This is a genomic window from Mucilaginibacter endophyticus (genome assembly GCF_003351025.1).
GTDB lineage: Bacteria > Bacteroidota > Bacteroidia > Sphingobacteriales > Sphingobacteriaceae > Mucilaginibacter > Mucilaginibacter endophyticus.
Genome location: NZ_QPCG01000002.1, coordinates 506,956 through 532,516, shown reverse-complemented (window position 1 = coordinate 532,516; position 25,561 = coordinate 506,956). Strand labels below are relative to the sequence as shown.

Genomic DNA, 25,561 nt, shown 5'->3' with positions numbered 1-25,561 from the left:
TGTTAAGTTTTTGTAGCTTAGTTAGCAAAAAAATCTTCCAATGAAAACAAAAACCAAAGTCATTATTACCCTTATACTGCTACTGATTTTAGTTGGCTTCTTTTACTATCGCTATTGTTTTGTTTTTGGCGAAGGCACAAAGGCCGGTACAATGAATTATTTTGTGAAGAAAGGTTATGTTTTTAAAACCTACGAGGGGAGGTTGATCCAAAGCGGAATCCGCAGTCAGGTAGCCGGGGGCACAATTGGTTCAAATGAGTTTATGTTTTCTGTAACCGACGAAAAGGTGGCGAAGCAACTGAGCAGCAATGCGGGTTCATTTCTTGAACTTCATTATAAAGAATACCTGCACACATTGCCATGGCGCGGAGTAAGCGTTTTTGTGGTTGATAGTATAGTTTCGGCTAAACCACTTTCGCCGGGTATGTAATATACTTAAACTACAACCTGTTTAAGCGCTAACCAGGTTGTAGTTTAATTCGCCGTTTAGCCTGGTGATTTTCACCATACCGCGGGCAAACAAATAATCAAGTACTTCAGCAGCATTTTTTTCGTGAGTGAACGCGTTTACCGATGGTTCGTATTCCCTTAATTTTAATGCGATATCAGCCACAGTAGCCTGCTTTAATTGTGAAAGCGTGTAAATTACTTTATCCTGTGTGCATGAAACCTTTGCATAACGATCAGGGACATGACATGCTGAAAAAAATGATTGATTAGAATTGTTCATCTGTATTTACTGTTACAAAATTACCATCAGGTATTAACCGTATCTCGTAGCGATTTTACGGTGTCATGCGCTTTTTTTAAACCATCCAAATGGCTATTAAGCAAGGCTACCACCTGCTCATCTTCCCATATTAATTCTTTATCATCAAGCGCGGCGCGATAAGCTTTTTTGGCTATGTCTTCGCCATATTCGCAGTCGGATAAAATACCATGGCGATCTTTATTTGTAAACACCGCTTTTACATCCATCCATGCATGATAAAATTTACCCGAAAGAGTAGTGCCATCAGCCGGGTCTCCGCCTAATACGTGAATATAATCGCGCAATTCATTAACGTAACTTTTGCTTTGATCAATATACTCATTAAAAAGTAAATTCAGACCTGTTTCATCTGTTGCCTCATTGGCTTTTTGATAACCGGCTATCCTGTCGTTGTTTATTTTGATCAGATCATTCAATGCCGAGATCTGGTGCTGTACGTGTTGTAAGAGTCCCATGGCTGCTATTGTTTTGTTATAGTAAATAACATAGCATATGGGTTAATGTTTTTTATTTGTTAGTTAGATAAATAGCGATTAGTTGGATAATAAACTAATCTAAAACATTTTACTTATACAACGGGATGAATCGGCGACCGAGTAGTACAGCCACCGTCAGGGCTCATCCCGAGGAGGGGTAAATTCATTAAATTATCGTCAACTTCATGTTTGTCAAACAACGGGAGGAAACGGTGGCCGGGTGAGACAGCCACCGTCAGGGTTCATCCCGAAGAGGGGTAAAATTTATTTAGTTGATCAGTTAAGCTTGTTATTATAAAACGTTTTGCTTTTGCGTAAAATAGGCTACCTTTTTCAGCAGATCGTTCATGTCGAACGGTTTGGCTAAAAAATCATCGGCACCAGCTATTATGGCCGATTGGCGTATGTCATGACTTGCCGATATCATGATAACCGGAATATCTTTAGTTAATTTATCGGCTTTGAATTTCTTGCAGATGTCTCTACCATCTTCGCCGCTCATCCAGATATCCAGGAGCAGTAGGTCGGGAAGATCATTCTGCTTAACTTTAAGTACTGCAGATCCGTCGACAGTTGAACTTACCTCATAACCTTCAAACTCAAGCAGCATTGCCACGGCATCAACAATGCCGGGATCATCATCTGCAATCATGATTTTTTTATTCTTTGCATTCATCTTAGGCGTAAGGGCTTGGTTAAACCCTCTGAAATTATAAGTGATAAACCTAACCTAAATGTAAATGGTCCAGCAAAAAATTAACTGTTGGTTTCATCTACAGGTAATGCAAAGCAAAAAGTAGACCCTTTACCTTCAATGCTGTTTACCCACATTCTGCCGCCTTCGCGCTTAATTATTTCTGAAGAGATGTACAATCCTAACCCCAAACCGGGGAAAGTATGCTGCTTATTCCCGCTCACGCGGTAGAACTGTTCAAATACAAGGTCTTTCTTGTCTTCGGGAATACCAATACCAAAATCCTGTACACAAACAATAGCTTCATTGTTTTCGCGGCGGGTGCTAACAATGATCGTATCGGTATGTGGGGAGTACTTGATAGCGTTTGTAATAAGGTTGGTAATAACTTGGCTTATGCGGTCTTTATCGGAGTAGATATTGCCTGTTTGAGAGAAGTTTTGTATGAGCTGATGCTTCTGAGTTGTATGCTGCAGGTCCTGAACGGTTTCCCGAACCGTTTCATTAAAATCAAACCATGATTTATTAAATTGTAATCTGCCTGAGTTTATTTTAGTAACGTCAAGTAAATCGCCGATGAGATTAGTGAGGCGGTTTACCTGTGCATCCATCCGGAGCACCATTTCGGCCTTTTTATGTTCGCCCTCCCGGGTAAGCATGGCGCCAAGTACCTGGGCATATGCTTTTATACTGGTAACCGGTGTTTTTAACTCGTGACTGGCAATGCCCAAGAAATCATCTTTCTGGCGTTGCAGCTGTTTCTGCTCATCTATATCGGTATTGGTACCAAACCATTTAATGATCTTATCGTCGATGGTAAAAGGCAATGCCCTAACCAGGTGCCATTTGTAATTTTCGTCTTTATCTTTCAGCCTGAACTCGTACTGAAAAATATTGCCGGTATTTACCGCATTATTCCAGGCCTCAATACATCCGGCCCTGTCATCGGGATGAATGCCGTCAAGCCAATCTGGGCCGGCTATTTTGTTGGTTGCGATGCCAAAATAATCAACCGCCCGTTTGTTTAGATAGTCAAGCTCCCCATCGGTGCGGGCTGTCCAAAGTTGTACGGGCATAAAATCGGTAACAAACTCAAACTGGCTGATCTGGTCGCTTAACTCCCTGTTACGTAGTTTTATCTCGCGCTCGGCGAGCGTCTTGTCGGTAACATCAGTACAGGCTCCTATGTATCCTGTAAACTCTCCCTGTTCATTATATTGCGGGTTGCCGGTTGCAATGCACCATCTTGTTTCACCATCTTTATTGATTATCCTAAAATCAACCTCGTAAAACCGGCGGGCGCTTAAATCTGATAAAAACTTCTCGGCAGCACGCGGTCTGTCCTCTTCCACAATAGCGTTGGCCCATCCGCTTCCCATGTGCTTTTCATATTCAATGCCGGTCCAGTCAATCCAGGTTTGATTTACATAGGTGATATTCCCTTGTGCATCGGCCATCCATAATACCGTTGGTGAGGCGTTGGTGATGCTTTTGAGCAGCTGTTCACTATCTGTCAGGGCTTTTTTATCGGCAATTTCTCTTCTCAAGTCCCGAGCTATTGAAGCCCGGCCCTGCGGTGCCCCGGTTACGGAGTCATAAACCAGCATGGTGGTCCCGTATACCGGTATAGCCTCGCCGGTTTGGAAATGGCGATAACGTATTTCCCCGCTCCATTTGCCATGCTTCATTAAGGCGATATTTACCGTATCTCTAAGCTTGACTACCTCATCGGGCATTATAAATTCGCTGTTATGCCTGCGATGTTCTTTAACGCCGGCAATCCCCAGCATTTTCCGACCGGCAGTATTTACATAGGTAACATTGCCATCCAAATCCGACAGGCTTACGAAATCCGAACTGTGGTTAATGAGCGATAATAGTTTGTATTGCTCGTTCCTCGCGGTCTTTTCGGGGCGCAGGTCACGGGCCACAGAAGCCATTCCAATAGGCAGGTTATTTAAAGGATCATCTATTCTAAAACAACTCACGTAAACCGGGATACTTTCTCCGGTTTTAAAATGCCGGTAATGCATTTCACCTTCCCATTTACCATATTGTTGTACTGTCGGAATTATATCATTGTTTACTTTGCTTGCCTCGTCGTATATAAAAAAATCAACGCCTGGTTTTAAGACAGATTTTGTGTTTTCAACACCGAGTATGGCGTAGCCTGTTTTATTGATATAGGTAACAAAACCATCCATGTTGCCTACAGCCACTATATCTGCGGTATTGTCAATCAGTGCAAGTAACTTTTGTTGTTCCTGTTTGTCTGATATTTCGCGGGTAATGTCTTGTACTGTGCCTGCAAAGCGGATAGGTTCATGGTTGTCATTAAAATAAGCCTTACCTTTTAAATGAATCCAGTATTTTAAATTGCCGGCATCATTAATAGTGCGCACAATCAGGTCATAATTGCCACCACTCGCAGGATCATATGCCTGCAATACCGCGGCGCGCAGTCGTTGAGCGTCTTCCGGGTGTACAAATTTTAGTAAGTCAGCGTATTTTATATCATCGGCTTTCCGAAAGCCGCACAGTTCCTTACAGCGGTCGTCCCATATTACGGTTTGTAATTTGGGGTTTAAATCCCAGGTGCCAAGTTCGGCAGCTTGAAGCGCGAATTGGACACGTTGCTCACTTTCGGCCAGTTTTTGCCGTGTGGTTACAAGTTCTGTTACATCTGCCGCGGTATTTAGCACGCCCCAAACTTTACCTTTATCATCACGTAAGGGTTTAAAAGTAAAATTGAAGTAAAACTCCTCAAGTTTATTGTTAACCAAAAGGTCTACCTTTTCTTCTTTTCCTTCGTAAGCGATACCGCTTTTATAAACGTTTAATAATATCGCGTGAAAACCTTGTTCTTCAAGCTCTGGCAGCAGGTTAAAGTAGGTGCGCCCTATAACATTGTCTCCCTTGCCCCAGATATCAATAATGGCTTTGTTGGCTATCCTGATTTCCATGCCTTCGCCCATGTACAAAGCTACTGGCGTAGGTGACTCCCTGATCAGGATACGGAATATATCTTCGTTTAATTGTTGATGCAGGTCGGCCTGGTTATTCATTACACTGATAAAACATATAAATATAATCCATAATGGTTAAAAATACTAAATCTCAGATGTCCCATTTAGAAGAGGCTCCGAAGAAACGCTGTTAGGGCCGCCGTAATATGAATTTTGTTTATTAAAACAGAAAACCTGCGTAAATGTTTAGCGCTATGTTTTTAGAGTTGTAGGTTGTGGGAGTTTTAAAATAAATGTACTAAATAAAGATTTATTTATCCGTATTATTAGCATTACCAATTCATTACTGTTTCATAATTTTTACCGGCAGAAAGTCAAAAAGGCAAAACAATTTTACCGCTATTACTATTAACTTACCTATGAAAACAAAATCCTGTATGCTTGATGGTTATAGCAGACAGGTAGCTAAAAACAAATTGCATTTATGACCAAATTTCATAAAAAACAACAGTTAACAACATTTGATCAATTACCTAAAACCCCCACGGGCATTACCGGCTTAGATGAGATAACAGGTGGGGGCTTACCAAAAGGAAGACCTACATTAATATGCGGGGAAGCTGGCTGTGGTAAAACACTAATGTCCCTTGAATTTGTAATAAGGGGAGCTACCGAATTTAATGAGCCTGGCGTATTTATGGCCTTTGAAGAAAAAGCCGATGAACTCGCCGCTAATGTTGCATCGCTTGGCTTTGATTTATTCAAACTTCAGGAAAATAAAAAACTGAGACTGGACCATGTGCATATAGACCGAAGTGAGATTGAGGAAACAGGGGAGTATGATCTGGAGGGTTTATTCATCCGTTTAGGTTATGCAATTGATAGCATCGGAGCAAAGCGAGTGGTGTTAGATACACTGGAGAATCTTTTTTCCGGATTATCGAACCAGGTTATACTACGTGCCGAATTGAAAAGGCTTTTTAATTTTCTAAAAAATAAAGGAGTAACTGCAATCATAACTGGTGAAAAGGGAGAAGGGGCTTCGTTAACGCGACAGGGACTTGAGGAGTATGTTTCCGATTGTGTGATACTGCTTGACCATAGGGTGATCAACCAGATTTCAACCCGTCGTTTGCGAGTTGTAAAGTACCGCGGCTCACAACATGGTACCAATGAGTATCCTTTTTTAATAGATGAGGAAGGGATTTCAGTATTGCCTGTCACTTCTTTAAAACTTGAAAAGGAAGTATCGTCAAAACGGATCTCATCAGGTATTCCTTCGCTTGACAGCATGTTTGGTGGCAAAGGTTTTTTCCAGGGTAGCAGTATCCTGGTTTCGGGGACAGCCGGTACAGGTAAAACAAGTATTGCTGCCAGTTTTGCCAATGAAGTATGCAGTAATAAAAAGAAGTGTCTTTATTTCGCATTCGAAGAGTCACCCAAACAGATTCTTCGTAATATGAAATCCATCAATATAGACCTGCAACAACATGTTGATAGTGGCTTGCTTGAGTTTCATGCGTCGCGCCCAACACTTTATGGGCTCGAAATGCATCTTGTAGCAATTTATAAGATCATCAAAAGGTTTAAACCTTCAACTGTTATACTTGATCCTATTACCAATCTTATTACCGTGGGTTCTGTGAGTGAGGTAAAATCGATGCTTATCAGGCTGATAGATTTTTTACAGGACGAGCAGGTCACTGTTATGTTCACCGCGCTTAGTTTAAATACCGTGGTTAATGAACAAACCGATGAAGGTGTATCGTCATTAGTTGATGCCTGGTTACTTGTGCGGGACATAGAATCAAATGGTGAACGTAACAGGGGATTATACATTATGAAATCGCGGGGTATGAGCCACTCAAACCAGGTGCGGGAATTTACAATAACTGATAATGGCCTAAACCTGGTTGATGTTTATCTTGGGCCTGAAGGAGTACTTACAGGTTCGGCCCGTGAAGCGCAAAAACTAAAAGAGAAAACAGGAGTGGCCCTCAGGGACTTTGCCGTATCCCGGAAAGATAAAGAGATCTTGCGTAAACGTATGATGCTTGAATCAAAAATTGCAAGCCTGCAGGCTGAGTTTGAATCGGCAGAGGAAGAGCTCAATAAGATGTATCTTGAAGATGAGTTAAAACAGGAGATCATTGAAAAAAATCGCCAGGAGATAACTAATATCCGTCGCGGGAATGTAGATGCGCCCAAAAGTAAAGCAAAAACTAAAAAGTAATGGAACTGGGAGAAGTAGTAAAATACGAGTTACGATTATATGTAGCAGGTAAAACGGCTAAATCTGTTACAGCCCTCACAAATCTTAAAAAATATTGTGAAGAACATTTAAAAGGTCAATACGTTATTGAAGTGATTGACTTGCTGCAACAACCACAACTGGCGGAGGGTGATCAGATTTTTGCTGTACCTACGCTGGTAAGAAAAGTGCCTGAACCGATTCGCAAAATAATAGGCGATTTAAGTAACGAGGAAAAAGTTTTAGTGGGATTAAACATTAGGCCTGTAAAAAATACATAATGACGGAGCACAATCAATTGCCTTTAAATGCGGATGATAATTTAAGTGAGGGGGAAAGCCAGCTTTTTCGATTGCGTTTATTTGTGATTGGGGCATCGCCTAATTCTATCCGGGCTATTACCAACCTTAAAAATATTTGTGAAGAATATATTAAAGCTAATTACGAGCTGGAAATAATTGATGTATACCAGCAACCACTTATAGCCGAAGCCGAACAGATTGTAGCGCTGCCGCTGCTGATCAAAAAATCTCCTGGTACTGAACGAAAGCTGATAGGAGATATGTCAAACACCGCCAAGGTTTTGAAGGGGCTTGGTATATATTCGGAGAGTTAATCATGGAGTCAGTTAAATTTACATATGAGCAATTACAGACAGAAAACGATGAACTTCGTTTTCTGTTAGAAGAGGCAAATGACACCATCGAGGCTATTCGCAGTGGCCAGGTTGATGCGCTTGTGGTCAAAGGCGATGAAGGTCATCAACTTTATACGCTAAAAACGGCTGACCAGACCTATCGTGTGTTTATTGAAAAAATGAACGAAGGGGCCGTCACCCTGAATCGTGAAGGAATTATATTATATAGTAATTCCCGTTTTGCAAACATGGTTAATGAGCCACTCGAAAAAGTGATTGGTGTCCATTTTGATGTTTTTATCGCGGAAGTTTCTGTCGGAAAATATAAAGAAGTAATAAAGGATGGCTGGAACAATGATTGTAAAGGCGAAATATTGTTATCTAGTCTCGAAGGTAAGTTAACGCCTTGTTTGTTATCATGTACCACACTCGATCTTGATGAGGGAACTGCGTTAAGTTTGATCCTCACCGACCTGACATCTCAAAAAGAAACTGAGTGGGAACTTAAAATCAAGAATGATCAACTGGAGGAAGCCCAGAATATTGCCGAAAGGCTGAATAATGAGCTTGAGGATACAGTTAGAGAGCGCACCAGTGATTTATTGATCAGCAGGGAGCATTTTAAATTGCTTGCCAATAACATTCCTCAAATGACCTGGACAAACCTGCCCGGCGGGGAGGTTAATTTTTATAATCAGCGCTGGTTTGATTATACCGGGCTGAGGTATAGGGAAACCGCGGGTTGGGGTTGGCAGCAGATTGTGCACCCAGACGATCTGCAAAGAACACTGGACGTTTATCTCGACTCATTAAGGACCGGGAAGGTATTTGAGTTGGAAAACAGGTACCTGCGTTGGGATAAAACTTATCGCTGGCATCTTAACCGGGCTGTGCCTTTAAGAGATGATACGGGAGAAATCCTTTTTTGGGTTGGTACTGCTACTGATATTGAAGAGCAGAAAAAACAACTTGATCTGAAAGATGAATTCATCGGTGTTGCCAGTCATGAACTTAAAACACCTTTAACAAGTTTAAAAGGTTATTTACAGCTTATTTCGGTTTATAAAAGGGAGGAAGTACCTCCAATGATAAAACAATACGTTGAAAAGGCGACCGGCGCGTTAAATAAGCTTCAACGCCTTGTGAATGATTTGCTTGACGTAAGTAAAATACATGCCGGGCGACTTGAGTACGTCATGGCTGAAGTAAATCTTTCCGAGTTAATAAATCTAACCTTGGAAAACGCAGTTCACCTTTATCCCGAATTTGATTTCATTAATCTATCCAAAAGTGAGTTTTTTATTGAAGGCAACTCCGGACGCCTGGAACAGGTATTGGTAAACCTGATCAACAATTCGGTAAAATACTCTACCGATAACAAAAAGATCATCATTAAAACAGAGCAAAACGACAAAAAAGTACGCGTATCTGTAACCGATTTTGGCATAGGGATGTCTGCTGAACAAATAGATCATATTTTTGAACGCTTTTATCGTGTTGAGGATAAGAAATTTATGGCGAGCGGCCTCGGCATGGGCCTTTATATTTCGGCCGAGATCATTAATAATCATAAAGGGAGCATAGGTGTAGTAAGTGAACTTGGAGAAGGCGCTACTTTTTATTTTGAACTGCCTTTACTTGAAAAGTAAGCTTCGGCTTGTGCCCGCTCAAAATTGCATTTGACATAAATACTACTGTATATTGCCTGTAAAACCTAATAATTTATGTCTGCCGAAAACGGAAATATATCGATTGTAACGGAACCCAATGGAGTTACTACCATAAGCTTTTATCATCCAGCACAAAATTCATTGCCATCTGCACTTTTGAAGCAACTGGCTTATGCAATACATCAAGCGGCTGATGATCCGCAAACAAAAGTAATTGTATTAAAGAGTGATGGCGACCGTACTTTTTGCGCAGGTGCAAGCTTTGACGAGTTATTACAGATCAAAGACAAAGAAACTGGTGCTTTATTTTTCGAAGGTTTTTCTAACGTGATAAACGCCTGTCGTAAGTGTCCTAAAATAATTATTGCAAGGGTGCAAGGCAAGGCTGTAGGGGGCGGTGTTGGCCTTGCTGCTGCGGCAGATTACTGTTTGGCCAGCGAGGCGGCTTCAATAAAGTTAAGCGAGCTAACTATAGGCATAGGGCCGTTTGTGATAGCACCGGCGGTAATTCGTAAAATAGGGTTATCCGCATTTTCGCAGCTTACTATTAAAGCCACTGATTTTCAAACGGCGCAATGGGCCAAACAAAATGGTTTATACCATGAGGTTCATGAAGATCTTCCGGCTCTTGACGTAGCAGTGTCCGAACTTGCGCAAAAACTTGCTTGCTATAATCCGGAAGCCCTGACCTGTTTAAAACAGTTGCTTTGGGAGGGCACTGCCGATTGGGATAATTTACTTAAACAACGTGCTGCAGTTAGCGGTGAGTTGGTGCTATCTGATTTTACGCAGCAGGCTTTAAACGCTTTTTTTAAAGACAGAGCTAAGTGATAATAATAGTGTTCCTATTACGTAATATTTGCCGGTATTTTCATATAATTTCACTGATACTTCTCATTTTTAATAGATTAGTCGTAATTTACAATTATACACCTAAATCGGTTTTGTTAACCAATTAGATAGTCGTTTTACCCTGGCATTAGCTTACTATTGAATTTGAATGAACTATCCGCTTAAAAACAAGATTGTTATTATTATAAGCCTGATTATCATGCTTGTTTTTAATTGGCTGCTAACAGGATGGTTTTTAAACTTAGTGGTAGTTATAGTTGTCGCCGGCTTCGCTTTGATGCTGCTTACCTATCTTGAAAAAAAGAGGGCTGAAGACGAAAATAAGATCATTGATCTAAATAACGCCCTTACTGAAAGTATGCAGCAACATGCCTCGGAGCTTGTTAATACAGTTGCCAAACTTGAAGTAAGCGAAGAAAAATATCGATCTCTTATTGAACAGGCGTCAGATGCCATATACGTAATTGATTTTGCAGGGTGTTTCACCGAAGTGAATGCCAGCATGTGCCGGATGACGGGATACAGCCGTGAAGAGTTATTGCAGCTTAAGATTGAACAAATCATCGATCCTGAGAACTTAAAAACCGAACCTGTAACGCTTGGCCCTGATGATTTGCATGTTGCGGTGATGCGGGAACGCAGGTTTATCAGGAAAAACAGGCAGGTTTTTGATGTAGAGATCAATGTAAAAAGATTTACCAAAGACAGCGTACTGGTTATTGCCCGTGATATTACTAATCGTAAAATTATGCAGGCCGGCCTTGAGGAGGCCGAACTCAAATTCCGTACTCTGGCGGAAAAATCAATGGTAGGGGTTTACATTGTACAAAAAGGCACTTTTACCTATGTTAACCCGCGATTTGCCCAGGTTTTTGGTTATGAACCCCATGAATTGATAGGCGTTTCATCTGTTGACGTTATTATTAGTGAGTACCATAAGGATATGGTTCTGGAACATGTAAGGGCAAGGTTGTCGGGTGAAGTAGAAAGTGTTAATTACGAGGTTATGGGCCGTTGTAAGGATGGCTCAAATAATTGGGTTGAGTTTTACGGAACAAGGGCGCAGATTAATGAAGAGCCAACCATCATTGGTTCGATGATAGACATTACCGAGCGGAAAAAGATTGAAGAAGAGTTAAAACAATCTGAACAGAAATATAAGCTGCTTTTTGATAGTAACCCTTTGCCCATGTGGATGATAGCTAAAAATGATCTGTCGATTATTGCTGTGAACCATGCCGCAATAAAACACTACGGCTATACGGCTGATGAGTTTTTGAGCATGACTATCAAAGACGTCAGGCCGCCCGAACAATGGGATGCAATGTACAAAGGCTATTCGGAAACGGCACCAAAATGGGGCAATACTATAACTACACTGCATCGCAGAAAAGATGGTTCGATGATCAACGTTCAAATTTTTGGGCAGGATATCGTTTATGAAGGGCGTTTAGTACGGCTTTCAATTGCTAATGATATCACCGAAAAACTCCGGTCGGAAGAGTTGCTCCAAAAATCAGAAGCAAACCTGCAAACTATTTTAAACACCACCGATACGGCATATGCCCTCTTTGATAAAGATTTTAAGGCTCAGGCTTTTAATCATAAAGCAGTAGGGTTTGTAAAAAGTCAGTTTCATCACGACCCTCAAAATGGCGATAAGTTATCTGATTTTTTTCCAAGAGAGCGGTTTTCGCAACTTCTTGAATTTACCGGGCAGATTTTAAATGGACAAAATGTAAGCTATGAGGTAGACTACCCCCAGGCCGATGGTTCAAAATGCTGGTTTTATGTGCGCCTTTTCCCGATAAAGGATAATCAGGAGAATATATTAGGTTTGATGATGGCGCTTTATGATATTACTGATAGAAAGAATATTGAAAATAATCTGCAGCTCGCGTATGAAAGGATCCATAATCATATTAACCGTATAAAAAATATGGCATGGAAACAATCGCACTATATGCGGAGCCCGGTAGCTAATTTGAAAGGCCTTGCAGATTTGTTGAAGGATAACCCGACTGATACGGAAACCCTTGATTATATGATAGCCGAACTTGAACGTCTTGATAATGTAATTATAGAAATGGCCAATGACGCCGCCAGTCACGATTAAATAAAAAGCCCCCGGTTCGCGGAGGCTTTTTATCACACAATAAAATTACCAATGCCTGTAATAAGAATGAACTCTGTAATGCCTGTTGTAGTATGCAGGCGCGTAGTAATAACCCGACCGGTAATATCTTGCCCGGTAATAATGAGGGCGGCCATAATATACATCCCGGCCGTAATAAACAGGTCTTCCGTAATACCCATCTGTGTAAACTACCCTATGGTACGGACGTCCAAAATGAGCGCTTACATATACGCTTTGCGCTTTCGCAAATTGGAATGAAAATACCATTACTAAAGCTATTATTGAAAATCGGATAAATTTCATAGTTGTAAATTTTAGTTAATACCTCAATTGCGATACGTAGATATGACTGTTAACGGGTAGCGAGGTTTAATTAAAAATTTATATTTTTAAGGCATGTATTACTTTGTCTTTTCTGCAATAGTTGTTTTTATCATAATCGGGTTGCTTTTTATCAAGTCATATTATAATAAGTTACGACTGGCAAAAAAGAGGCTGGCGAAGGTTCAGGGTAAGTGGGGGAAGCCGGTGAATGCCCGCCGCAACTTTGACCTGATCAGGATTTACTTAGACGCGATAAATAATAAAGATAAGCTCTCGGCCCAGACAGCTAACGATTTGGACTTCAATAGCGTTTTTAATTATATCGACCGTACAAACAGTAAACCGGGTAAACAATACTTCTATAATTTGCTGCACAATCCAACAACCGATATTGATGCCTTACATGAGCTTGATAATAGTGTTGAGGATCTTAATTTGGACAAACCGGGCAGAGAAAAACTGGAAGTGGAGCTATCAAAACTTAATAGTACGGATGCTTATTTTATAGCCGATCTTTTTCTGAAAGAACATAAGCCCGTATTTGCCCCGGTGATGAATTTTTACATCAGGGTTTCTCCGTTCCTGATTATCGCTGCTTTAATATCACTGGCAGTAATTCCCAATATTTTTAGCTTTATCTTTTTAGTGTTGTTGTTTGCTTACAATATCGCTATCCATTTTACCAGTCAAAAAACAATTTCTACCTATACCAGATCATTGCCCCAGATGCTGATCATGTACAAAGTTGCGGTGACATTGGTAAAAAGCGGGAAATTTGGCCAGGTTCCAGGGGTAAAACAATCTCTTACCAATTTAACCGGTTTAAAGCGAGCGCTTAAATTTGTGGATATGGAAAGTGGCTTCGTAGGCGAGTCAAATGATATTGGGTATGCAGCTTTTCAGCTGTTTAAATTGCTTTTTGTAATTGAGCCCAATACTTACACTTCATCATTAAAATATATCAGTAAATACCGTGGCGATATTAAAGAAGTATATAAGTTTATTGGTTGGGCTGATACGTTGATAGCCATTCAGTCAATACGCGAGGGTTTGCCTGTATATGCTAAACCAGAGTTTACGGGTACTGATGGTAAACTTGAAATTACAGAACTTTTTCATCCGCTGGTAGAAGATTGTATTGCCAATTCCCTTTATACAACAGATGCAGATAGGGGAGCGCTGATCACAGGGTCAAATATGTCGGGTAAAACTACTTTTATCAAAGCACTGGCATTAAATACACTACTGTCACAAACTATATTTACCAGTTGTGCAAAGGCCTACAAAGCACCTGTACTAAAAATACAAACCAGTATTAAAACCGGCGATAATATTGACGAGCAAAAGAGTTATTTCCAGGCGCAGGCATCGGCAATATTAAATATCATCGACGGCAGTTCGCAAAAGGAAGAAATAAAAAGCCTGGTTATAATCGATGAAATTTTCAGAGGTACCAATACCATTGAGCGCATAGCTGCCGCAAAATCGGTACTGTCATATATCACTGCTAAGCAGAATTTTGTGTTTGTATCTACCCATGATCTTGAACTGGCCGAACTACTCGACGAAGACTTTATAGTATATTCCTTTTCCGATTCAAAAGATGGGCGCGTGCTTGTATTTGACTATCTCCTAAAACGTGGCCTGCTTAAAAGCACTAATGGTATCGCGATTCTTAAATCGATGGGATACCCTGAGCGTGTTATTGATGAAGCTAATATTATAAGTGAGCGAATGATGAATAAGTACCTGGTGTAAATTTTATCAAGTCTTGTTCAGTAAATAGAAGACCACTTATTCGTATAAACTCAGCCTGTTTTTTAAGTACCTCATATCCTGTTGTAGCTTTTCAACCCGGTCAAGCAGGTGGGAGATTGCCTCGATGCCGGCTATATTTATATCCAGCTCATGCAGGGTTATCAATTTTTCCAGCTTTTGTAATTCGGTTTGAGGGATGAAAGTGGTTTCGTTAATGATAGTAACCTCAACCAATCCTGCTTCATGTAATGAAGTAATAAAAGTGTATTCAACATTATGATATACACAAAAATCGTTTGCTGCTATTAATTCTGCTGTTTTCATAATGCTCTTAATTTAGGCTGAAGATTTAGCTAATTCTTCAAATAACTGTTTTTGCTTTTCGGTAAGGTTGGTTGGGGTCTGGATATCGTAAGTAAGGTAAAGATCGCCGAACTCATTATCCTTTTTGTATACGGGCATCCCTTTGCCTTTCAGTTTTACCTTTGTTCCATTTTGCGTTTCGGGCTTTACTTTGATTTTTACTTTACCCGTCAAAGTTTCTGCTGTTACTTCTCCTCCTAATACAGCTGTGTACAGGTCAAGCTTTTGTATGGTATATAAGTTATTGCCATCGCGTTTAAAGTCCGGATCGGGAGCAACATTAAACTGAATATAAAGATCGCCCGCAGGGCCGCCGTTTACACCGGGGGCACCGTGCCCGGCTATTTTAATGGTTTGTCCGTTTTCAACACCGGCGGGTATAGTTATGCGGATATTTTTGCCATTAACAGAGAGCGTTTGTTTGTGTGTTTCAATAACATCACGCAGGTTTAAGCTTAAAGAAGCATTATAATCCTGCCCGCGATATTTTGCCTGTCTGCCGCCACGTGAGCCACCTGCACCGCCAAACATGGATTGAAAGAAGTCTGAAAAATCTTCGCTTCCAAATCCCTCAGCACTTCCAAATCCCTCAGCGCCGCCGAAGTCGCTATAGCCTCCGTAGCCGCTGCCCTGCGCACCCGCTTGCTGGCGGGCCTGTTGTTCGTACGCTTCACCATGCTGCCAGTTTTCGCCGTATTTATCGTATTTCTTTCGCTTTTCCGGATCGCTTAAAACTTCGTTAGCCTCGTTTAACTGCTGGAATTTTTTGTTGGCCTCTTCATCATTGGGGTTAAGATCGGGATGATACTTGCGGGCCAGTTTACGGTAAGCATTTTTTATATCCTTTTCAGACGCGTTTTTATCAAGCTCTAATACTTTGTAATAATCTATAAAAGCCATGGCGGGGTATAATATAAACAGATGTGTTATTAACTACTAAATATACAGCTTGGTTTTAAAACCATAGCTTTTTTAATGTCATTTGACGACCGTGTACCCGAGAATAATTTATAGAATAGCTTGAAGACATTATAACGGCAAATGCTAAATGGAGCAGGTAAGAGCTTTAAAATTATGATTTAAAGTCTTTAATTTAAATTAGCAAGTATTACCTTTAGCGTCCTTAAATTTTATGATATGCCCGTTATTACCCAGGCTACTCTTGTTGATGTGCCCGAACTTAATGTTTTAATAAATAGTGCTTACCGTGGCGAAAGCTCGAAACAGGGATGGACAACCGAAGCAGATTTGATTGGTGGCCTCCGCATTGATGAGGAAACGCTTAACCAATATATGCAGGATGAAAAGATAATCATCTTGAAACATACCGATGAAGACGGATACATAACCGGTACGGTATATCTTGAGGTAAGGCATCCCAAATTGTACGTTGGTATGTTCAGCGTGTCGCCGTTACTGCAAAATAAAGGAGTAGGCCGTGCTCTGATTGAAGAAGCTGAGGTTTACGCGCGGAAATATAATTGCGATACTTTAACCATGACCGTAATTAGCACCCGTTTTGAACTGATAAGCTGGTATGAGCGCCGCGGTTATAAACCAACCGGTGAGATTCAGCCTTTTCACTCACACGGACGTTTTGGCGATGCTAAACAGCGCATTGAGCTGATAGTAATGGAGAAGAGTATTTGATTTTTAAGTCTGAAGTAGGAAGTCTTGAGTTCTAAGTCTATTTATATAAATTCACCATAAGACTTACGACTTAGAACTTAACTTCATCAATTCCAACACCTCGCTGATCTTATCAACCTGCCTGAAGTTTTCGTGAGTTAAAACGGTTTCTACATGTTCATGCGCCCATGTGGTATGAAACGGAACGTGCACCGCGTGCCCGCCAATATTGATCACGGGCATTACATCTGATTTCAGGGAGTTGCCAATCATCATAAACTCTTCGGGATTAATATCAAGGTGTTTGATCAGCTTGATGTAGTCATCCTCATTCTTATCGCTCATGATCTCGATGTGGTGAAAGTAATGCGCCAGGCCAGATTTTTTGAGTTTGCGCTCCTGATCAAGCAAATCGCCTTTGGTGGCAACAACCAGTCGGTAATTGTCTTTTAAAGAAGAGAGCACATGCTCCACATCATTTAATATCTCTATTGGCTGATTAAGCATATCCTTGCCGTATTGCAAAATGGTTTCAACTACTTCAACACTGATGCTTTTTTCAGAAATACTCAGCGCGGCTTCTATCATGCTGAGGATGTAGCCTTTTATTCCATAGCCGTAAAGCGAAAGGTTATCGACCTCCACCTTAAAAAGCTCTTTGGAAATGGTATGCTGGGGCGAAAAGTTTTCGAGCAGGCTGCAAAACCTTTCCTCAGTAGCTTGAAAATAAGGTTCATTTACCCAAAGGGTATCGTCGGCATCAAAGGCAATTACTTTTAGGTTCATTTGAAGTATGTTATTTACCTGATGCAATTATAGCACATCAGGTTCATTTTAACGGCATAAAGCCTGCATTAGCAACAATAAAAATTTAACATTTATTAACTATTGGATTGAATTTAAGCGACTTGAAAATAAAGTAAATTTGTATGCAACCTTATTTCAAAAGCTACGTCTCATAACTTAAATGGTCAAATTAATATTCGTTTAAATGGAAGAGATACTGCCACCCTTAAAAGAATTTATAGTTGATTATTGCAACAGGTATAAGATTCGCAAGGTTGACCCACACAGCCTTAGCCTGGATACCAGTATTGACCTTGATCTGGATATTTTTGACATTGAGATAGATCTTTTCCTCGCCGATTTTACAGAGCAGTTTAATGTGGACCAATCTAAATTCAGCTGGTATAAATACGGTTATCCTAAAGGTTCAACTCGAGTAAAAGTCATTAAGCTCATGTTTGGCGACAAAACCACCTGGGCTAAACAGTTGGCTCAATATTGTTATACCCCAAAGTTCAAAGTTCGCAACCTGCAAGATGCGGTTAAAACCGGCAAGTTGGTTTAAATAATTGCTTTATCACCTTAGCTTTTATACATTTAGGTTTTAAACCGCCAAGGTAAACCTCAATATATGCCAGTTTTTCGTAACCTGTTATGCATAGTCATAACCTTGTTTTTCTTTGCATCGTCATTCGCGGCAAAAATCATTAACACCTCATCGCCCGATGGAAAAATCAATTTTTTATTAAGTACAGATCAAAGCGGGCTTTTTTACCAAATAAGGTTTAAAGGAACTTTTATGGCAGATAAATCCCGGCTTAATATCGGCTTTAAACAAGGAGGTATGTTTAAAGATAACCTTGTGATATCAGCTTCTACAACTGATAAGCTTATAGATGATTATAACCTCATTATTGGCAAAACCAGTAAGGTACATAGTGAATGCAACCGTACAGTTATTTCCGTTACAGAGCAAGCAGGAACCAAACGAATGCTTAGTATCGAGGTTAGGGTTTTTAATGATGGAGTTACTTTTCGATATATGATACCCAAACAACATCAGTTGAAAAGCGTAGAGATAACGGATGAATTAAATACATTTAATTTAACGCAAAATCCGGAAGTGACTACTTTGTTCCGTGAAAACTACACAACATCTCATGAAGGGATCTATACTAAGGCAAAACTGGACGAACTTAAAGCGGATTCGCTGATGGACATGCCCACGCTATTTGAATTTCCAAATGGTAACTACATGGCTATAACAGAAGCTGCTTTGCTTGATTATGCGGGCATGTATCTTATAAAGCATAATGGGGTTTTGGAAAGCCGTTTATCTCCTTTACCCGGCCAGCCTGATATTAAAGTAAAAGCAGTTTTGCCACATAGCAGCCCATGGAGGGTAATGATGATTGGGGATAGGGTTGGAGCGCTTATGGAATCAAATATACTCACGAGCCTCAGTCCGCCGTGCAGGGTTAAAGATGTTTCATGGATTAAGCCAGGTAAAACTACTTTCCCATGGTGGAATGGCAATGCCATTCCCGATACTTCTTTTGCCCCTGGCAATAATTATGAAACCAATATGTATTATGTGAACTGGTGCGCCAGGTATGGCATCGAGTATCACTCGGTAGTTGAATATGGGCTACATGAATGGTATGTGAATGATGGTGCGGGTTTTCAGCCGGGGCCTAATGCCGATCCGTCAAAGGCGGTGCCTGGTTTAGATATGCAGGCTGTATGTGATTCAGCAAAGAAAAGGGGAGTGGGCATTCGTGTCTGGATACACTGGAAGGCTTTGTATCCAAAACTGGATGAAACATTTACTCAACTCGAAAAATGGGGTGTAAGTGGCCTGATGTGCGATTTTATGGATCGTGATGATCAGGAAATGGTGAATATCCAAACAGAAATCCTGGAGAAAGCGGCCCAACATAAACTACATATTCAGTTTCATGGAGCATATAAGCCTACAGGTTTAAGTCGTACGTATCCAAACGAGTTTACGCGTGAAGGAACGCTGAACTATGAAAACGATAAATGGAATGACAATGTGACACCTGATGCCGATATCAATATACCGTTTACCCGAATGCTTGCCGGATCTACCGATTACCATCTCGGTGGTTTTCACGCCGCCAATAAGAAAACTTTTAAGGTGCATTACACCCGCCCGTATGTATTGGGTACCCGCTGCCACATGCTGGCAATGTATGTGGTGCTTGAAAATGCATTAGGAATGGTTTGTGATGCCCCGGAAGTTTATATAGGGCAGCCAGGCTTTGAATTTTTACAGCAGGTGCCTACCACCTGGGACGAAACACGTGTTATTGCCGCAAAAGTAGGTAAGTATTTGGCTATTGCTCGTCGCAAAGGTTCCGATTGGTATATTGGGGCTATAACTGACCATGATGGAGTTGCCATCAACCTTAAACTTGATTTTTTATCAGATGGGAATTACAAAGCAGAGGTATACAGCGATGCAACAGATGTTGAAGAATATCCTGATCATTTGGTAAAAGAAATTAAGGGCGTTACAAAGGGGGCTATATTAGATATGTTGCTGGCAGCAGGTGGGGGACAGGTGATACATTTGCATAAATAAATTCCACAAAGAAAAATTATTGATTATAAATCAGCCACCCCGGTATGTTTTCGCTTGATGAAATTCCTGATGTCAAGCACTATTCCCGCAAAAAAGTAAAACACCAGCGGGAAGCCCACGGCCAAAAAAGAAGAATATATAAAGAAAAGCCTGATCTTGGATATCGAAATATTAAAGCGTTCGCCAAGATAGGTGCATACACCAAAAGAGTACCGTTCAAAAAAAGTAAGTATTCGCTGTAGCATGGTGTCAGGTCAGTTTTAATATCTTATTACCAACGCCGCATTGCAGGCATTTCTTATAGTTGCAGTAATTATTTTTTAACTCAAGTAATGCTTGTGATTCAAACGCAGTATCAATTTTCACTCCTAAGTTAACAAAATCGGTGATAATATTGTTTTTTTCGGCTGGTAAATTTTCTAATAATTTAAGACTACGGCTAATATAATATTGCTGTTGATGCTGTTTACCATAACTGAACAGAAACAGAGCCACGGTATTGAGCAACAAAATATCGACAGATCCATCACCCATATTTTTTGATGAAGGCTTCGATTGCACGTCAAACCGGTAATGATCTTCCCAATAATCATTTACCTTGATTTCGGTAAATAAACCGCGTAGAGCTTTAACTTCTTTAATTTCCAGTATTTTGGAGAGCAGATGATTGGATTTTACAATTAAGGCCGCAAATTGTGCCAGCCTGATGGTTGGAAAGTTTTGAGGCCGTAAACGCATAAACTTCCATAGGTGGTTCTCTATAGGTTTAAGATTATATTTTTTACGGAGGTACTCATATTCCTTTTGAAGCTTCAGGGGATATTCATCTTTAAATTCCCCTTCCAAAAAACCAGCTTGCCCAAATATCAGGGACTCTATTTGCATAGCATTGTTTTTGTTTTTGGCGAGGGTAAGCTGAGGTAGGGATTTTGCCATCAGTTCAAACGGTAACGCGTTAACTTTAAATCCGAAGTTTGCCGCCAGAAACTGGTAAAAAGTTTCTTCCCAGTCGCCTTTATTAAGCGCTAAGGCATTGGCAACATTAGCAGATCGTTTTTCCATTCGCTCAACCAGTACGCGAGTGAGCCAATTTTGCATGGTTATGCCATCAACAGTAGCAATGCCGGCTTCGCAGGGTATAAAGGTCTGATTGCCGAAAACAAGCTTATGGTATTTGTTATAAAGCTCTTCGCTGATACGGTTTTGCAGTTCAAGCGTTGGCACTTTACGCCCGCTTGGCAAAAACAGCGACACATCGTTGCGATACACCACATGCAATATCACATTTTCATAAGCACCATCATGGGTATGGCCATGCTTTTGCCAGTCAGACGCGGAAAGGTGTACTTCAACGTTGCCGGCCCAAACCGTTTCACCAATACGGATCCTGGCATTATGAAAATCAGGCCCCGAATCGGAATTATGCAACCCGGCAGAGAAAATTTCTAATTCCTCACCGTCTGTAGTTTGCAGGTTGTCGCGTTCAAAAAGCCTGAACTTCCAGATGTAATGCAAAAAATCTTCGGTGAACAGCATACTGTTGTGAATGACAGGGTTAGATTATTATAGTTAGCTTTTTAATCCGGGCTAAATATCACAGTTATTACACCGGTATTGCAGCTCTATTTTAAAATCCCTAATATTACGGAAACCAACAATATCTGCCAAACCTATGAATGAAATAAAATCACCATTACCTCAAACAACAGGTGGGCGCATTAAATCTATCATTGGAGGTTCGCTGGGCAATTTAGTTGAATGGTATGATTGGTATGCTTATACTGCGTTCTCCTTATATTTTTCGGATGCTTTTTTCCCTTCAGGCAATCAAACGGTACAGCTTTTAAACACAGCGGGCATCTTTGCCATCGGCTTTTTGATGCGGCCAATTGGCGGATGGGTGATGGGAACATTTGCCGATAAACGCGGGCGCAAAACAGCACTTACATTCTCTGTACTGCTCATGAGTGTTGGCTCATTAATAATAGCTATAACGCCGGGTTATAAGTCAATTGGCGTTGCTGCGCCAATATTATTGGTATTAGCGCGTATTATCCAGGGCTTGAGCGTAGGAGGAGAGTACGGAACCAGCGCCACTTATTTGAGCGAAATGGCCACTAAAAAACATCGTGGTTTTTACTCAAGCTTTCAATACGTAACGCTCATTATGGGGCAACTGCTTGCGTTAGGTGTACTGGTTTTATTGCAACGGACGTTTTTATCTGAAAAACAATTGCATGATTGGGGTTGGCGCATTCCTTTTGGTATCGGTGCAATACTGGCAGTTACCACCATGTATTTAAGGCGGAGTTTACAGGAATCATCCTCATTTGAAAAGGAGGGGACCAAAGCCAATGCAATGAACGGAACCTTAAAGGCACTTACCCAGCATCCTAAAGCTGTATTTACAGTGATAGGCTTAACCGTTGGCGGCACATTGGCATTTTATACTTTCACCACCTACATGCAGAAGTTTTTGGTTAACACCTCCGGGTTCAGTAAAAGCGACGCTACTTTAATCTCTACATTAACATTGGCAGTATTTATGGTGATACAACCCTTATTCGGTTTATTGTCAGATAAAATTGGCCGCAAGCCGTTGCTCATTGGCTTTGGAGTTTTGGGAACACTTTGCACTATTCCTATTATGACAACGTTAAGCCATACCAAAGATGTATGGGGGGCTTTTATACTTATTCTTTGCGCGCTGATCATTGTAAGCGGATATACGTCCATCAATGCCGTTGTTAAAGCTGAATTGTTTCCGGCCAATGTACGTGCGTTGGGGGTAGGTTTTCCTTATGCTATAGCTGTATCATTGTTTGGCGGCACTGCCGAATATATTGCCTTATGGTTTAAAAATGAGCATCACGCGCAATGGTTCTATTGGTATGTAACCATCTGTATCGCACTGTCGTTGATCCTGTACATCACCATGAATGATACGCATAAGCACTCGAAAATAGAGGATGAGTAATCTGAATCAGAATTTACAGAATTTTAGCATTGACAAAAAGAAATAGGAGATCGGTGTTGAGTAAACTAAATATTATCCTATTGTTAATTGGATATTTATATACTGTTTAAGGCAGGATTCTAAATAATAATTCTACTAATTCTTGAGTTCTGTAAATTCTGATCCTGACACTTGTTAATAAAAAGTATTAATTTTGCCCGTTCATCACGAGGGACAACCCTTAAATTTATGACTGAAACAAGCAATTTATTTCAACTGGCGGTAACATTACTGCAACAACTGATATCTATTCCATCGTTTAGCAAAGAGGAAGACCGCACTGCCGACCTGATCAACGAATTTTTGCAATCGCATGGTGTAACAACTCATCGTAAGCTTAATAACATTTGGGCATGGAACAAACATTTTGATCCTGCTAAAGAAACTATCCTCCTTAACTCGCATCATGATACTGTTAAGCCTAATTCGGGCTATACCCGCGATCCTTATGATGCCAAAATTGAAGATGGTAAACTATATGGCCTTGGCAGTAATGATGCCGGAGGCTGCCTTGTATCGCTTATAGCGGTTTTCCTGTATTTCCATGATAAGGAAAACCTTAAATATAATTTCTGTTTAGCAACAACTGCCGAAGAGGAGATCTCCGGTGTAAACGGCCTGGAGCTGATCATTCCTGAACTTGGGCAGCTGTCATTTGGTATTGTAGGCGAACCAACCCTGATGCAGTTAGCCATCGCCGAGCGCGGATTAATGGTATTGGATTGTACAGCTCACGGTCGCGCCGGACACGCTGCACGTGAAGAAGGGGAGAACGCCATTTATAAAGCTTTAACGGATATTGAATGGTTCCGCTCCTTTAAGTTTCCTAAAGAGTCGGAAGTTTTTGGACCGATAAAAATGTCGGTTACTATTATCAATGCCGGCTCACAGCATAACGTAGTGCCTGCAAGCTGTGTTTACACTGTTGACGTGCGTGTTACCGACGCTTACCGTAATGAGGAAGTATTGGAAATTATTCGCGAGCACGTTGCAAGTGATGTAAAACCACGCTCTATCAGGTTAAAGCCATCATCTATCCCTAAAGAACACCCTATAGTTCAGTCCGGTATAGCACTTGGTCGCATCACATACGGTTCACCAACAACATCCGATCAATCGCTATTAGATATCCCATCAATAAAAGTTGGCCCCGGTGACTCTGCCCGTTCACACACTGCAGATGAGTTTGTTTATGTGGATGAGATCCGCGAGGGTATTGAATTGTATGTTAAGATGCTGGAAAGCATTAATTAAGACGATAAAAAACATAAGAGGCGTCATTGCGAGGTACCTCGCAATGACGCCTCTTATGTTTTAACTATTTAACAGGTGTTGGCCTCGTAGGTGTAAGCGGGGTCAACCCTTTGAACATCTTGGCACCATCGCCGGTAAGCCTCAGGTAATAATCAGATGAGCAGGCTGTTCCATCTTCATCTAAGGTAACAAACGATGATCCTGCAGGTACAAAATCCTGGCTTTCGGCAGTTTTTGCTATCTGGTTACCTTCATTATATTCATCAAACATGGAAATATAAAGGCCTTGCGCGCCTACGCTTTTCATGTTAAAGAACTGGCGCCACATAAAATCGCCATGCACACGCTGATGTTCCTGCAAGTCGCCGGGCAGGATACATGGTTGATAATCCATGCCGTGGGCTTTACAATAAGCAACATCCGGGCGGTTAACTGTACCGTAAAAATTATCTGATTCGCTTTTATTACCGATACGTCCAACCATCCAGGGCGAGATCATATCAAGCGCGCTATAAGCACTTAAAAAGGCTGGTCGCGAATCACTGTCTTCCGTACGCCAATGTGTAGGAACGCCTCCGATAACATAACAACCTTTGCTTTTAAACCAGTTAATTACATCCAGGCATTGAGCGGCGGTAAAGGGATGGTTTTCATCGCTGAAGCCAAAACCCCAGATACATACAACAGGTTTCCCATTTTGCTTAGCATAGGCTGTAGAGGAAGTATAAACCGACATTTTGCTGGTCCAGTCGGTTTTTATCTCCGACTGCATGTTTTTCCAGCCGCTTATATCGTACATAATGTAAAACTTAACGCCATTCGCTTCGGCTGCAATTTTAGTTTTAGCCGCCATCGCGTCGCGCACGGGACCTTCCAGGCCGCTTGGATTAAAACGTTGCAGTGCCGCACCGTCAATTCCATATTGTTTCATCCATTTAAACTGTACATCAATGGTCTGATCAGAAAATGATGAAAATACATTGGCTGGTTGGCCGTTATTCAGGTTGGCGTATTTGGTGGGGAAGGTGTTGGTGTAGTCACGTACGTCGGGCCATGATTTGATGGCCGTGTTGGTTGGCGATGGTTGCTCTTCCCAGGTTTGGGCCCAATGCCAGTAACGATTAATAGGGGATCCGTCGCCTATGGCTGCAAACCAGCCCTGGTATCCAACAATTACTTTTCCTACCACATCGCCAACCGGCGATGGGGTAAGGTCGATTGTATCTTTGGGTTTATCTACCGGTATGACGTCGCCGCCTCCGCTGCCGCCTTTTTTTGAACAGCTTAAAGTCAGCGCCATGATTACGACAAAGCAAAAGTTTGCCGGATATTTACTTAGGATGTTTTTCATAGCATATTGATTAATAA

Annotated in this window: 24 protein-coding genes; 13 read left to right on the top strand and 11 right to left on the bottom strand. The window is 41.1% G+C overall.

Annotation, left to right across the window (positions count from 1 at the left end; genetic code table 11):
- Window positions 1-40: 40 nt before the first annotated feature.
- The gene (locus DUL71_RS32175; protein ID WP_161964406.1) at window positions 41-430 is read left to right on the top strand and encodes a hypothetical protein; all 390 of its coding nucleotides are present in this window, start codon (window positions 41-43) and stop codon (window positions 428-430) included.
- A gap of 21 nt (window positions 431-451) precedes the next feature.
- Here DUL71_RS32175 and DUL71_RS09745 read toward each other — a convergent pair whose 3' ends face one another.
- From DUL71_RS09745 to DUL71_RS09730, 4 genes are all read right to left on the bottom strand, one after another.
- The gene (locus tag DUL71_RS09745; protein WP_114937914.1) at window positions 452-730 is read right to left on the bottom strand and encodes a hypothetical protein; all 279 of its coding nucleotides are present in this window, start codon (window positions 728-730) and stop codon (window positions 452-454) included.
- Window positions 731-756: 26 nt separating this feature from the next.
- A complete protein-coding gene (locus DUL71_RS09740; RefSeq protein WP_114937913.1) occupies window positions 757-1,227 on the bottom strand; it encodes a ferritin-like domain-containing protein in 471 nt (156 codons plus the stop codon).
- A 313-nt stretch (window positions 1,228-1,540) separates the two neighbouring features.
- On the bottom strand, window positions 1,541-1,900 hold the full coding sequence (locus tag DUL71_RS09735; RefSeq protein WP_244228730.1) for a response regulator: 360 nt from the start codon (window positions 1,898-1,900) through the stop codon (window positions 1,541-1,543).
- 104 nt (window positions 1,901-2,004) lie between these two features.
- A complete protein-coding gene (locus DUL71_RS09730; RefSeq protein ID WP_114937911.1) occupies window positions 2,005-5,007 on the bottom strand; it encodes a PAS domain-containing sensor histidine kinase in 3,003 nt (1,000 codons plus the stop codon).
- A 385-nt stretch (window positions 5,008-5,392) separates the two neighbouring features.
- Here DUL71_RS09730 and kaiC point away from each other — a divergent pair, with 385 nt between their 5' ends.
- From kaiC to DUL71_RS09700, 6 genes are all read left to right on the top strand, one after another.
- Window positions 5,393-7,141, top strand: a complete 1,749-nt coding sequence (kaiC, locus tag DUL71_RS09725; protein WP_114937910.1) for a circadian clock protein KaiC — start codon at window positions 5,393-5,395, stop codon at window positions 7,139-7,141.
- Window positions 7,141-7,440 carry a circadian clock KaiB family protein gene (locus DUL71_RS09720; RefSeq protein ID WP_114937909.1) on the top strand — a complete coding sequence of 100 codons (300 nt, stop codon included), beginning with the start codon at window positions 7,141-7,143 and terminating at the stop codon, window positions 7,438-7,440. The genes kaiC and DUL71_RS09720 overlap by 1 nt, the downstream gene beginning before the upstream one ends.
- Window positions 7,440-7,775, top strand: coding sequence for a circadian clock KaiB family protein (locus DUL71_RS09715; protein WP_114937908.1), 336 nt, complete (start codon window positions 7,440-7,442; stop codon window positions 7,773-7,775). Before DUL71_RS09720 ends, DUL71_RS09715 begins: the two co-directional genes overlap by 1 nt.
- A gap of 2 nt (window positions 7,776-7,777) precedes the next feature.
- The gene (locus tag DUL71_RS09710) at window positions 7,778-9,445 is read left to right on the top strand and encodes a PAS domain-containing sensor histidine kinase (protein ID WP_114937907.1); all 1,668 of its coding nucleotides are present in this window, start codon (window positions 7,778-7,780) and stop codon (window positions 9,443-9,445) included.
- Window positions 9,446-9,520: 75 nt separating this feature from the next.
- Window positions 9,521-10,297 carry an enoyl-CoA hydratase/isomerase family protein gene (locus DUL71_RS09705; protein ID WP_114937906.1) on the top strand — a complete coding sequence of 259 codons (777 nt, stop codon included), beginning with the start codon at window positions 9,521-9,523 and terminating at the stop codon, window positions 10,295-10,297.
- Window positions 10,298-10,517: 220 nt separating this feature from the next.
- On the top strand, window positions 10,518-12,434 hold the full coding sequence (locus DUL71_RS09700) for a PAS domain-containing protein (RefSeq protein ID WP_161964405.1): 1,917 nt from the start codon (window positions 10,518-10,520) through the stop codon (window positions 12,432-12,434).
- Window positions 12,435-12,466: 32 nt separating this feature from the next.
- Here DUL71_RS09700 and DUL71_RS31920 read toward each other — a convergent pair whose 3' ends face one another.
- A complete protein-coding gene (locus DUL71_RS31920) occupies window positions 12,467-12,634 on the bottom strand; it encodes a hypothetical protein (protein ID WP_154402351.1) in 168 nt (55 codons plus the stop codon).
- 217 nt (window positions 12,635-12,851) lie between these two features.
- Here DUL71_RS31920 and DUL71_RS09695 point away from each other — a divergent pair, with 217 nt between their 5' ends.
- Window positions 12,852-14,537, top strand: coding sequence for a MutS-related protein (locus DUL71_RS09695; protein WP_114937904.1), 1,686 nt, complete (start codon window positions 12,852-12,854; stop codon window positions 14,535-14,537).
- Window positions 14,538-14,573: 36 nt separating this feature from the next.
- On the opposite strand, the gene DUL71_RS09690 is transcribed toward DUL71_RS09695, so the two are convergent.
- A complete protein-coding gene (locus DUL71_RS09690) occupies window positions 14,574-14,861 on the bottom strand; it encodes a chaperone modulator CbpM (protein ID WP_112575481.1) in 288 nt (95 codons plus the stop codon).
- 12 nt (window positions 14,862-14,873) lie between these two features.
- Entirely contained in the window at window positions 14,874-15,800 is a 927-nt protein-coding gene (locus DUL71_RS09685; protein ID WP_114937903.1) for a DnaJ C-terminal domain-containing protein, read from the bottom strand.
- Between the two features lie 237 nt (window positions 15,801-16,037).
- On the opposite strand from DUL71_RS09685, the gene DUL71_RS09680 reads away from it, so the two are divergent.
- Window positions 16,038-16,550: a GNAT family N-acetyltransferase gene (locus DUL71_RS09680; protein ID WP_114937902.1), complete on the top strand. Its 513-nt coding sequence runs from the start codon at window positions 16,038-16,040 to the stop codon at window positions 16,548-16,550.
- Between the two features lie 63 nt (window positions 16,551-16,613).
- On the opposite strand, the gene DUL71_RS09675 is transcribed toward DUL71_RS09680, so the two are convergent.
- On the bottom strand, window positions 16,614-17,315 hold the full coding sequence (locus DUL71_RS09675) for an HAD family hydrolase (RefSeq protein WP_114937901.1): 702 nt from the start codon (window positions 17,313-17,315) through the stop codon (window positions 16,614-16,616).
- 205 nt (window positions 17,316-17,520) lie between these two features.
- Here DUL71_RS09675 and DUL71_RS09670 point away from each other — a divergent pair, with 205 nt between their 5' ends.
- Together DUL71_RS09670 and DUL71_RS09665 are read left to right on the top strand one after the other, a co-directional pair.
- Window positions 17,521-17,880, top strand: coding sequence for a DUF1493 family protein (locus DUL71_RS09670; protein WP_114937900.1), 360 nt, complete (start codon window positions 17,521-17,523; stop codon window positions 17,878-17,880).
- 66 nt (window positions 17,881-17,946) lie between these two features.
- Window positions 17,947-19,923 carry a glycoside hydrolase family 97 protein gene (locus DUL71_RS09665; protein WP_114937899.1) on the top strand — a complete coding sequence of 659 codons (1,977 nt, stop codon included), beginning with the start codon at window positions 17,947-17,949 and terminating at the stop codon, window positions 19,921-19,923.
- A 23-nt stretch (window positions 19,924-19,946) separates the two neighbouring features.
- Here DUL71_RS09665 and DUL71_RS09660 read toward each other — a convergent pair whose 3' ends face one another.
- Both DUL71_RS09660 and DUL71_RS09655 read right to left on the bottom strand, forming a co-directional pair.
- Window positions 19,947-20,168 carry a PspC domain-containing protein gene (locus tag DUL71_RS09660; protein WP_112575488.1) on the bottom strand — a complete coding sequence of 74 codons (222 nt, stop codon included), beginning with the start codon at window positions 20,166-20,168 and terminating at the stop codon, window positions 19,947-19,949.
- Between the two features lie 4 nt (window positions 20,169-20,172).
- The gene (locus DUL71_RS09655) at window positions 20,173-21,459 is read right to left on the bottom strand and encodes a DUF2851 family protein (protein WP_114937898.1); all 1,287 of its coding nucleotides are present in this window, start codon (window positions 21,457-21,459) and stop codon (window positions 20,173-20,175) included.
- 136 nt (window positions 21,460-21,595) lie between these two features.
- On the opposite strand from DUL71_RS09655, the gene DUL71_RS09650 reads away from it, so the two are divergent.
- Both DUL71_RS09650 and DUL71_RS09645 read left to right on the top strand, forming a co-directional pair.
- Window positions 21,596-22,900: an MFS transporter gene (locus DUL71_RS09650; RefSeq protein WP_114937897.1), complete on the top strand. Its 1,305-nt coding sequence runs from the start codon at window positions 21,596-21,598 to the stop codon at window positions 22,898-22,900.
- 228 nt (window positions 22,901-23,128) lie between these two features.
- A complete protein-coding gene (locus DUL71_RS09645) occupies window positions 23,129-24,193 on the top strand; it encodes a M20 family metallo-hydrolase (RefSeq protein WP_114937896.1) in 1,065 nt (354 codons plus the stop codon).
- Window positions 24,194-24,257: 64 nt separating this feature from the next.
- Here the strand turns inward: DUL71_RS09645 and DUL71_RS09640 are convergent, their stop codons facing one another.
- The gene (locus DUL71_RS09640) at window positions 24,258-25,544 is read right to left on the bottom strand and encodes a glycoside hydrolase family 99 protein (RefSeq protein ID WP_208645518.1); all 1,287 of its coding nucleotides are present in this window, start codon (window positions 25,542-25,544) and stop codon (window positions 24,258-24,260) included.
- Between the last annotated feature and the right edge of the window lie 17 nt (window positions 25,545-25,561).

What these genes read in the sequence shown, in the direction of transcription:
- DUL71_RS09645 (WP_114937896.1), top strand. Translation starts at nt 23,129, where the DNA reads ATGACTGAAACAAGCAATTTATTTCAACTGGCGGTAACATTACTGCAA.
- DUL71_RS09670 (WP_114937900.1), top strand. Translation starts at nt 17,521, where the DNA reads ATGGAAGAGATACTGCCACCCTTAAAAGAATTTATAGTTGATTATTGC.
- DUL71_RS09720 (WP_114937909.1), top strand. Translation starts at nt 7,141, where the DNA reads ATGGAACTGGGAGAAGTAGTAAAATACGAGTTACGATTATATGTAGCA.
- DUL71_RS09705 (WP_114937906.1), top strand. Translation starts at nt 9,521, where the DNA reads ATGTCTGCCGAAAACGGAAATATATCGATTGTAACGGAACCCAATGGA.
- DUL71_RS09695 (WP_114937904.1), top strand. Translation starts at nt 12,852, where the DNA reads ATGTATTACTTTGTCTTTTCTGCAATAGTTGTTTTTATCATAATCGGG.
- DUL71_RS09690 (WP_112575481.1), bottom strand. Translation starts at nt 14,861, where the DNA reads ATGAAAACAGCAGAATTAATAGCAGCAAACGATTTTTGTGTATATCAT.
- DUL71_RS09680 (WP_114937902.1), top strand. Translation starts at nt 16,038, where the DNA reads ATGCCCGTTATTACCCAGGCTACTCTTGTTGATGTGCCCGAACTTAAT.
- kaiC (WP_114937910.1), top strand. Translation starts at nt 5,393, where the DNA reads ATGACCAAATTTCATAAAAAACAACAGTTAACAACATTTGATCAATTA.
- DUL71_RS09735 (WP_244228730.1), bottom strand. Translation starts at nt 1,900, where the DNA reads ATGATTGCAGATGATGATCCCGGCATTGTTGATGCCGTGGCAATGCTG.
- DUL71_RS09675 (WP_114937901.1), bottom strand. Translation starts at nt 17,315, where the DNA reads ATGAACCTAAAAGTAATTGCCTTTGATGCCGACGATACCCTTTGGGTA.
- DUL71_RS09665 (WP_114937899.1), top strand. Translation starts at nt 17,947, where the DNA reads ATGCCAGTTTTTCGTAACCTGTTATGCATAGTCATAACCTTGTTTTTC.
- DUL71_RS09730 (WP_114937911.1), bottom strand. Translation starts at nt 5,007, where the DNA reads ATGAATAACCAGGCCGACCTGCATCAACAATTAAACGAAGATATATTC.
- DUL71_RS32175 (WP_161964406.1), top strand. Translation starts at nt 41, where the DNA reads ATGAAAACAAAAACCAAAGTCATTATTACCCTTATACTGCTACTGATT.
- DUL71_RS09700 (WP_161964405.1), top strand. Translation starts at nt 10,518, where the DNA reads ATGCTTGTTTTTAATTGGCTGCTAACAGGATGGTTTTTAAACTTAGTG.
- DUL71_RS09710 (WP_114937907.1), top strand. Translation starts at nt 7,778, where the DNA reads ATGGAGTCAGTTAAATTTACATATGAGCAATTACAGACAGAAAACGAT.
- DUL71_RS31920 (WP_154402351.1), bottom strand. Translation starts at nt 12,634, where the DNA reads ATGGGTATTACGGAAGACCTGTTTATTACGGCCGGGATGTATATTATG.
- DUL71_RS09685 (WP_114937903.1), bottom strand. Translation starts at nt 15,800, where the DNA reads ATGGCTTTTATAGATTATTACAAAGTATTAGAGCTTGATAAAAACGCG.
- DUL71_RS09660 (WP_112575488.1), bottom strand. Translation starts at nt 20,168, where the DNA reads ATGCTACAGCGAATACTTACTTTTTTTGAACGGTACTCTTTTGGTGTA.
- DUL71_RS09655 (WP_114937898.1), bottom strand. Translation starts at nt 21,459, where the DNA reads ATGCTGTTCACCGAAGATTTTTTGCATTACATCTGGAAGTTCAGGCTT.
- DUL71_RS09715 (WP_114937908.1), top strand. Translation starts at nt 7,440, where the DNA reads ATGACGGAGCACAATCAATTGCCTTTAAATGCGGATGATAATTTAAGT.
- DUL71_RS09745 (WP_114937914.1), bottom strand. Translation starts at nt 730, where the DNA reads ATGAACAATTCTAATCAATCATTTTTTTCAGCATGTCATGTCCCTGAT.
- DUL71_RS09740 (WP_114937913.1), bottom strand. Translation starts at nt 1,227, where the DNA reads ATGGGACTCTTACAACACGTACAGCACCAGATCTCGGCATTGAATGAT.
- DUL71_RS09650 (WP_114937897.1), top strand. Translation starts at nt 21,596, where the DNA reads ATGAATGAAATAAAATCACCATTACCTCAAACAACAGGTGGGCGCATT.
- DUL71_RS09640 (WP_208645518.1), bottom strand. Translation starts at nt 25,544, where the DNA reads ATGAAAAACATCCTAAGTAAATATCCGGCAAACTTTTGCTTTGTCGTA.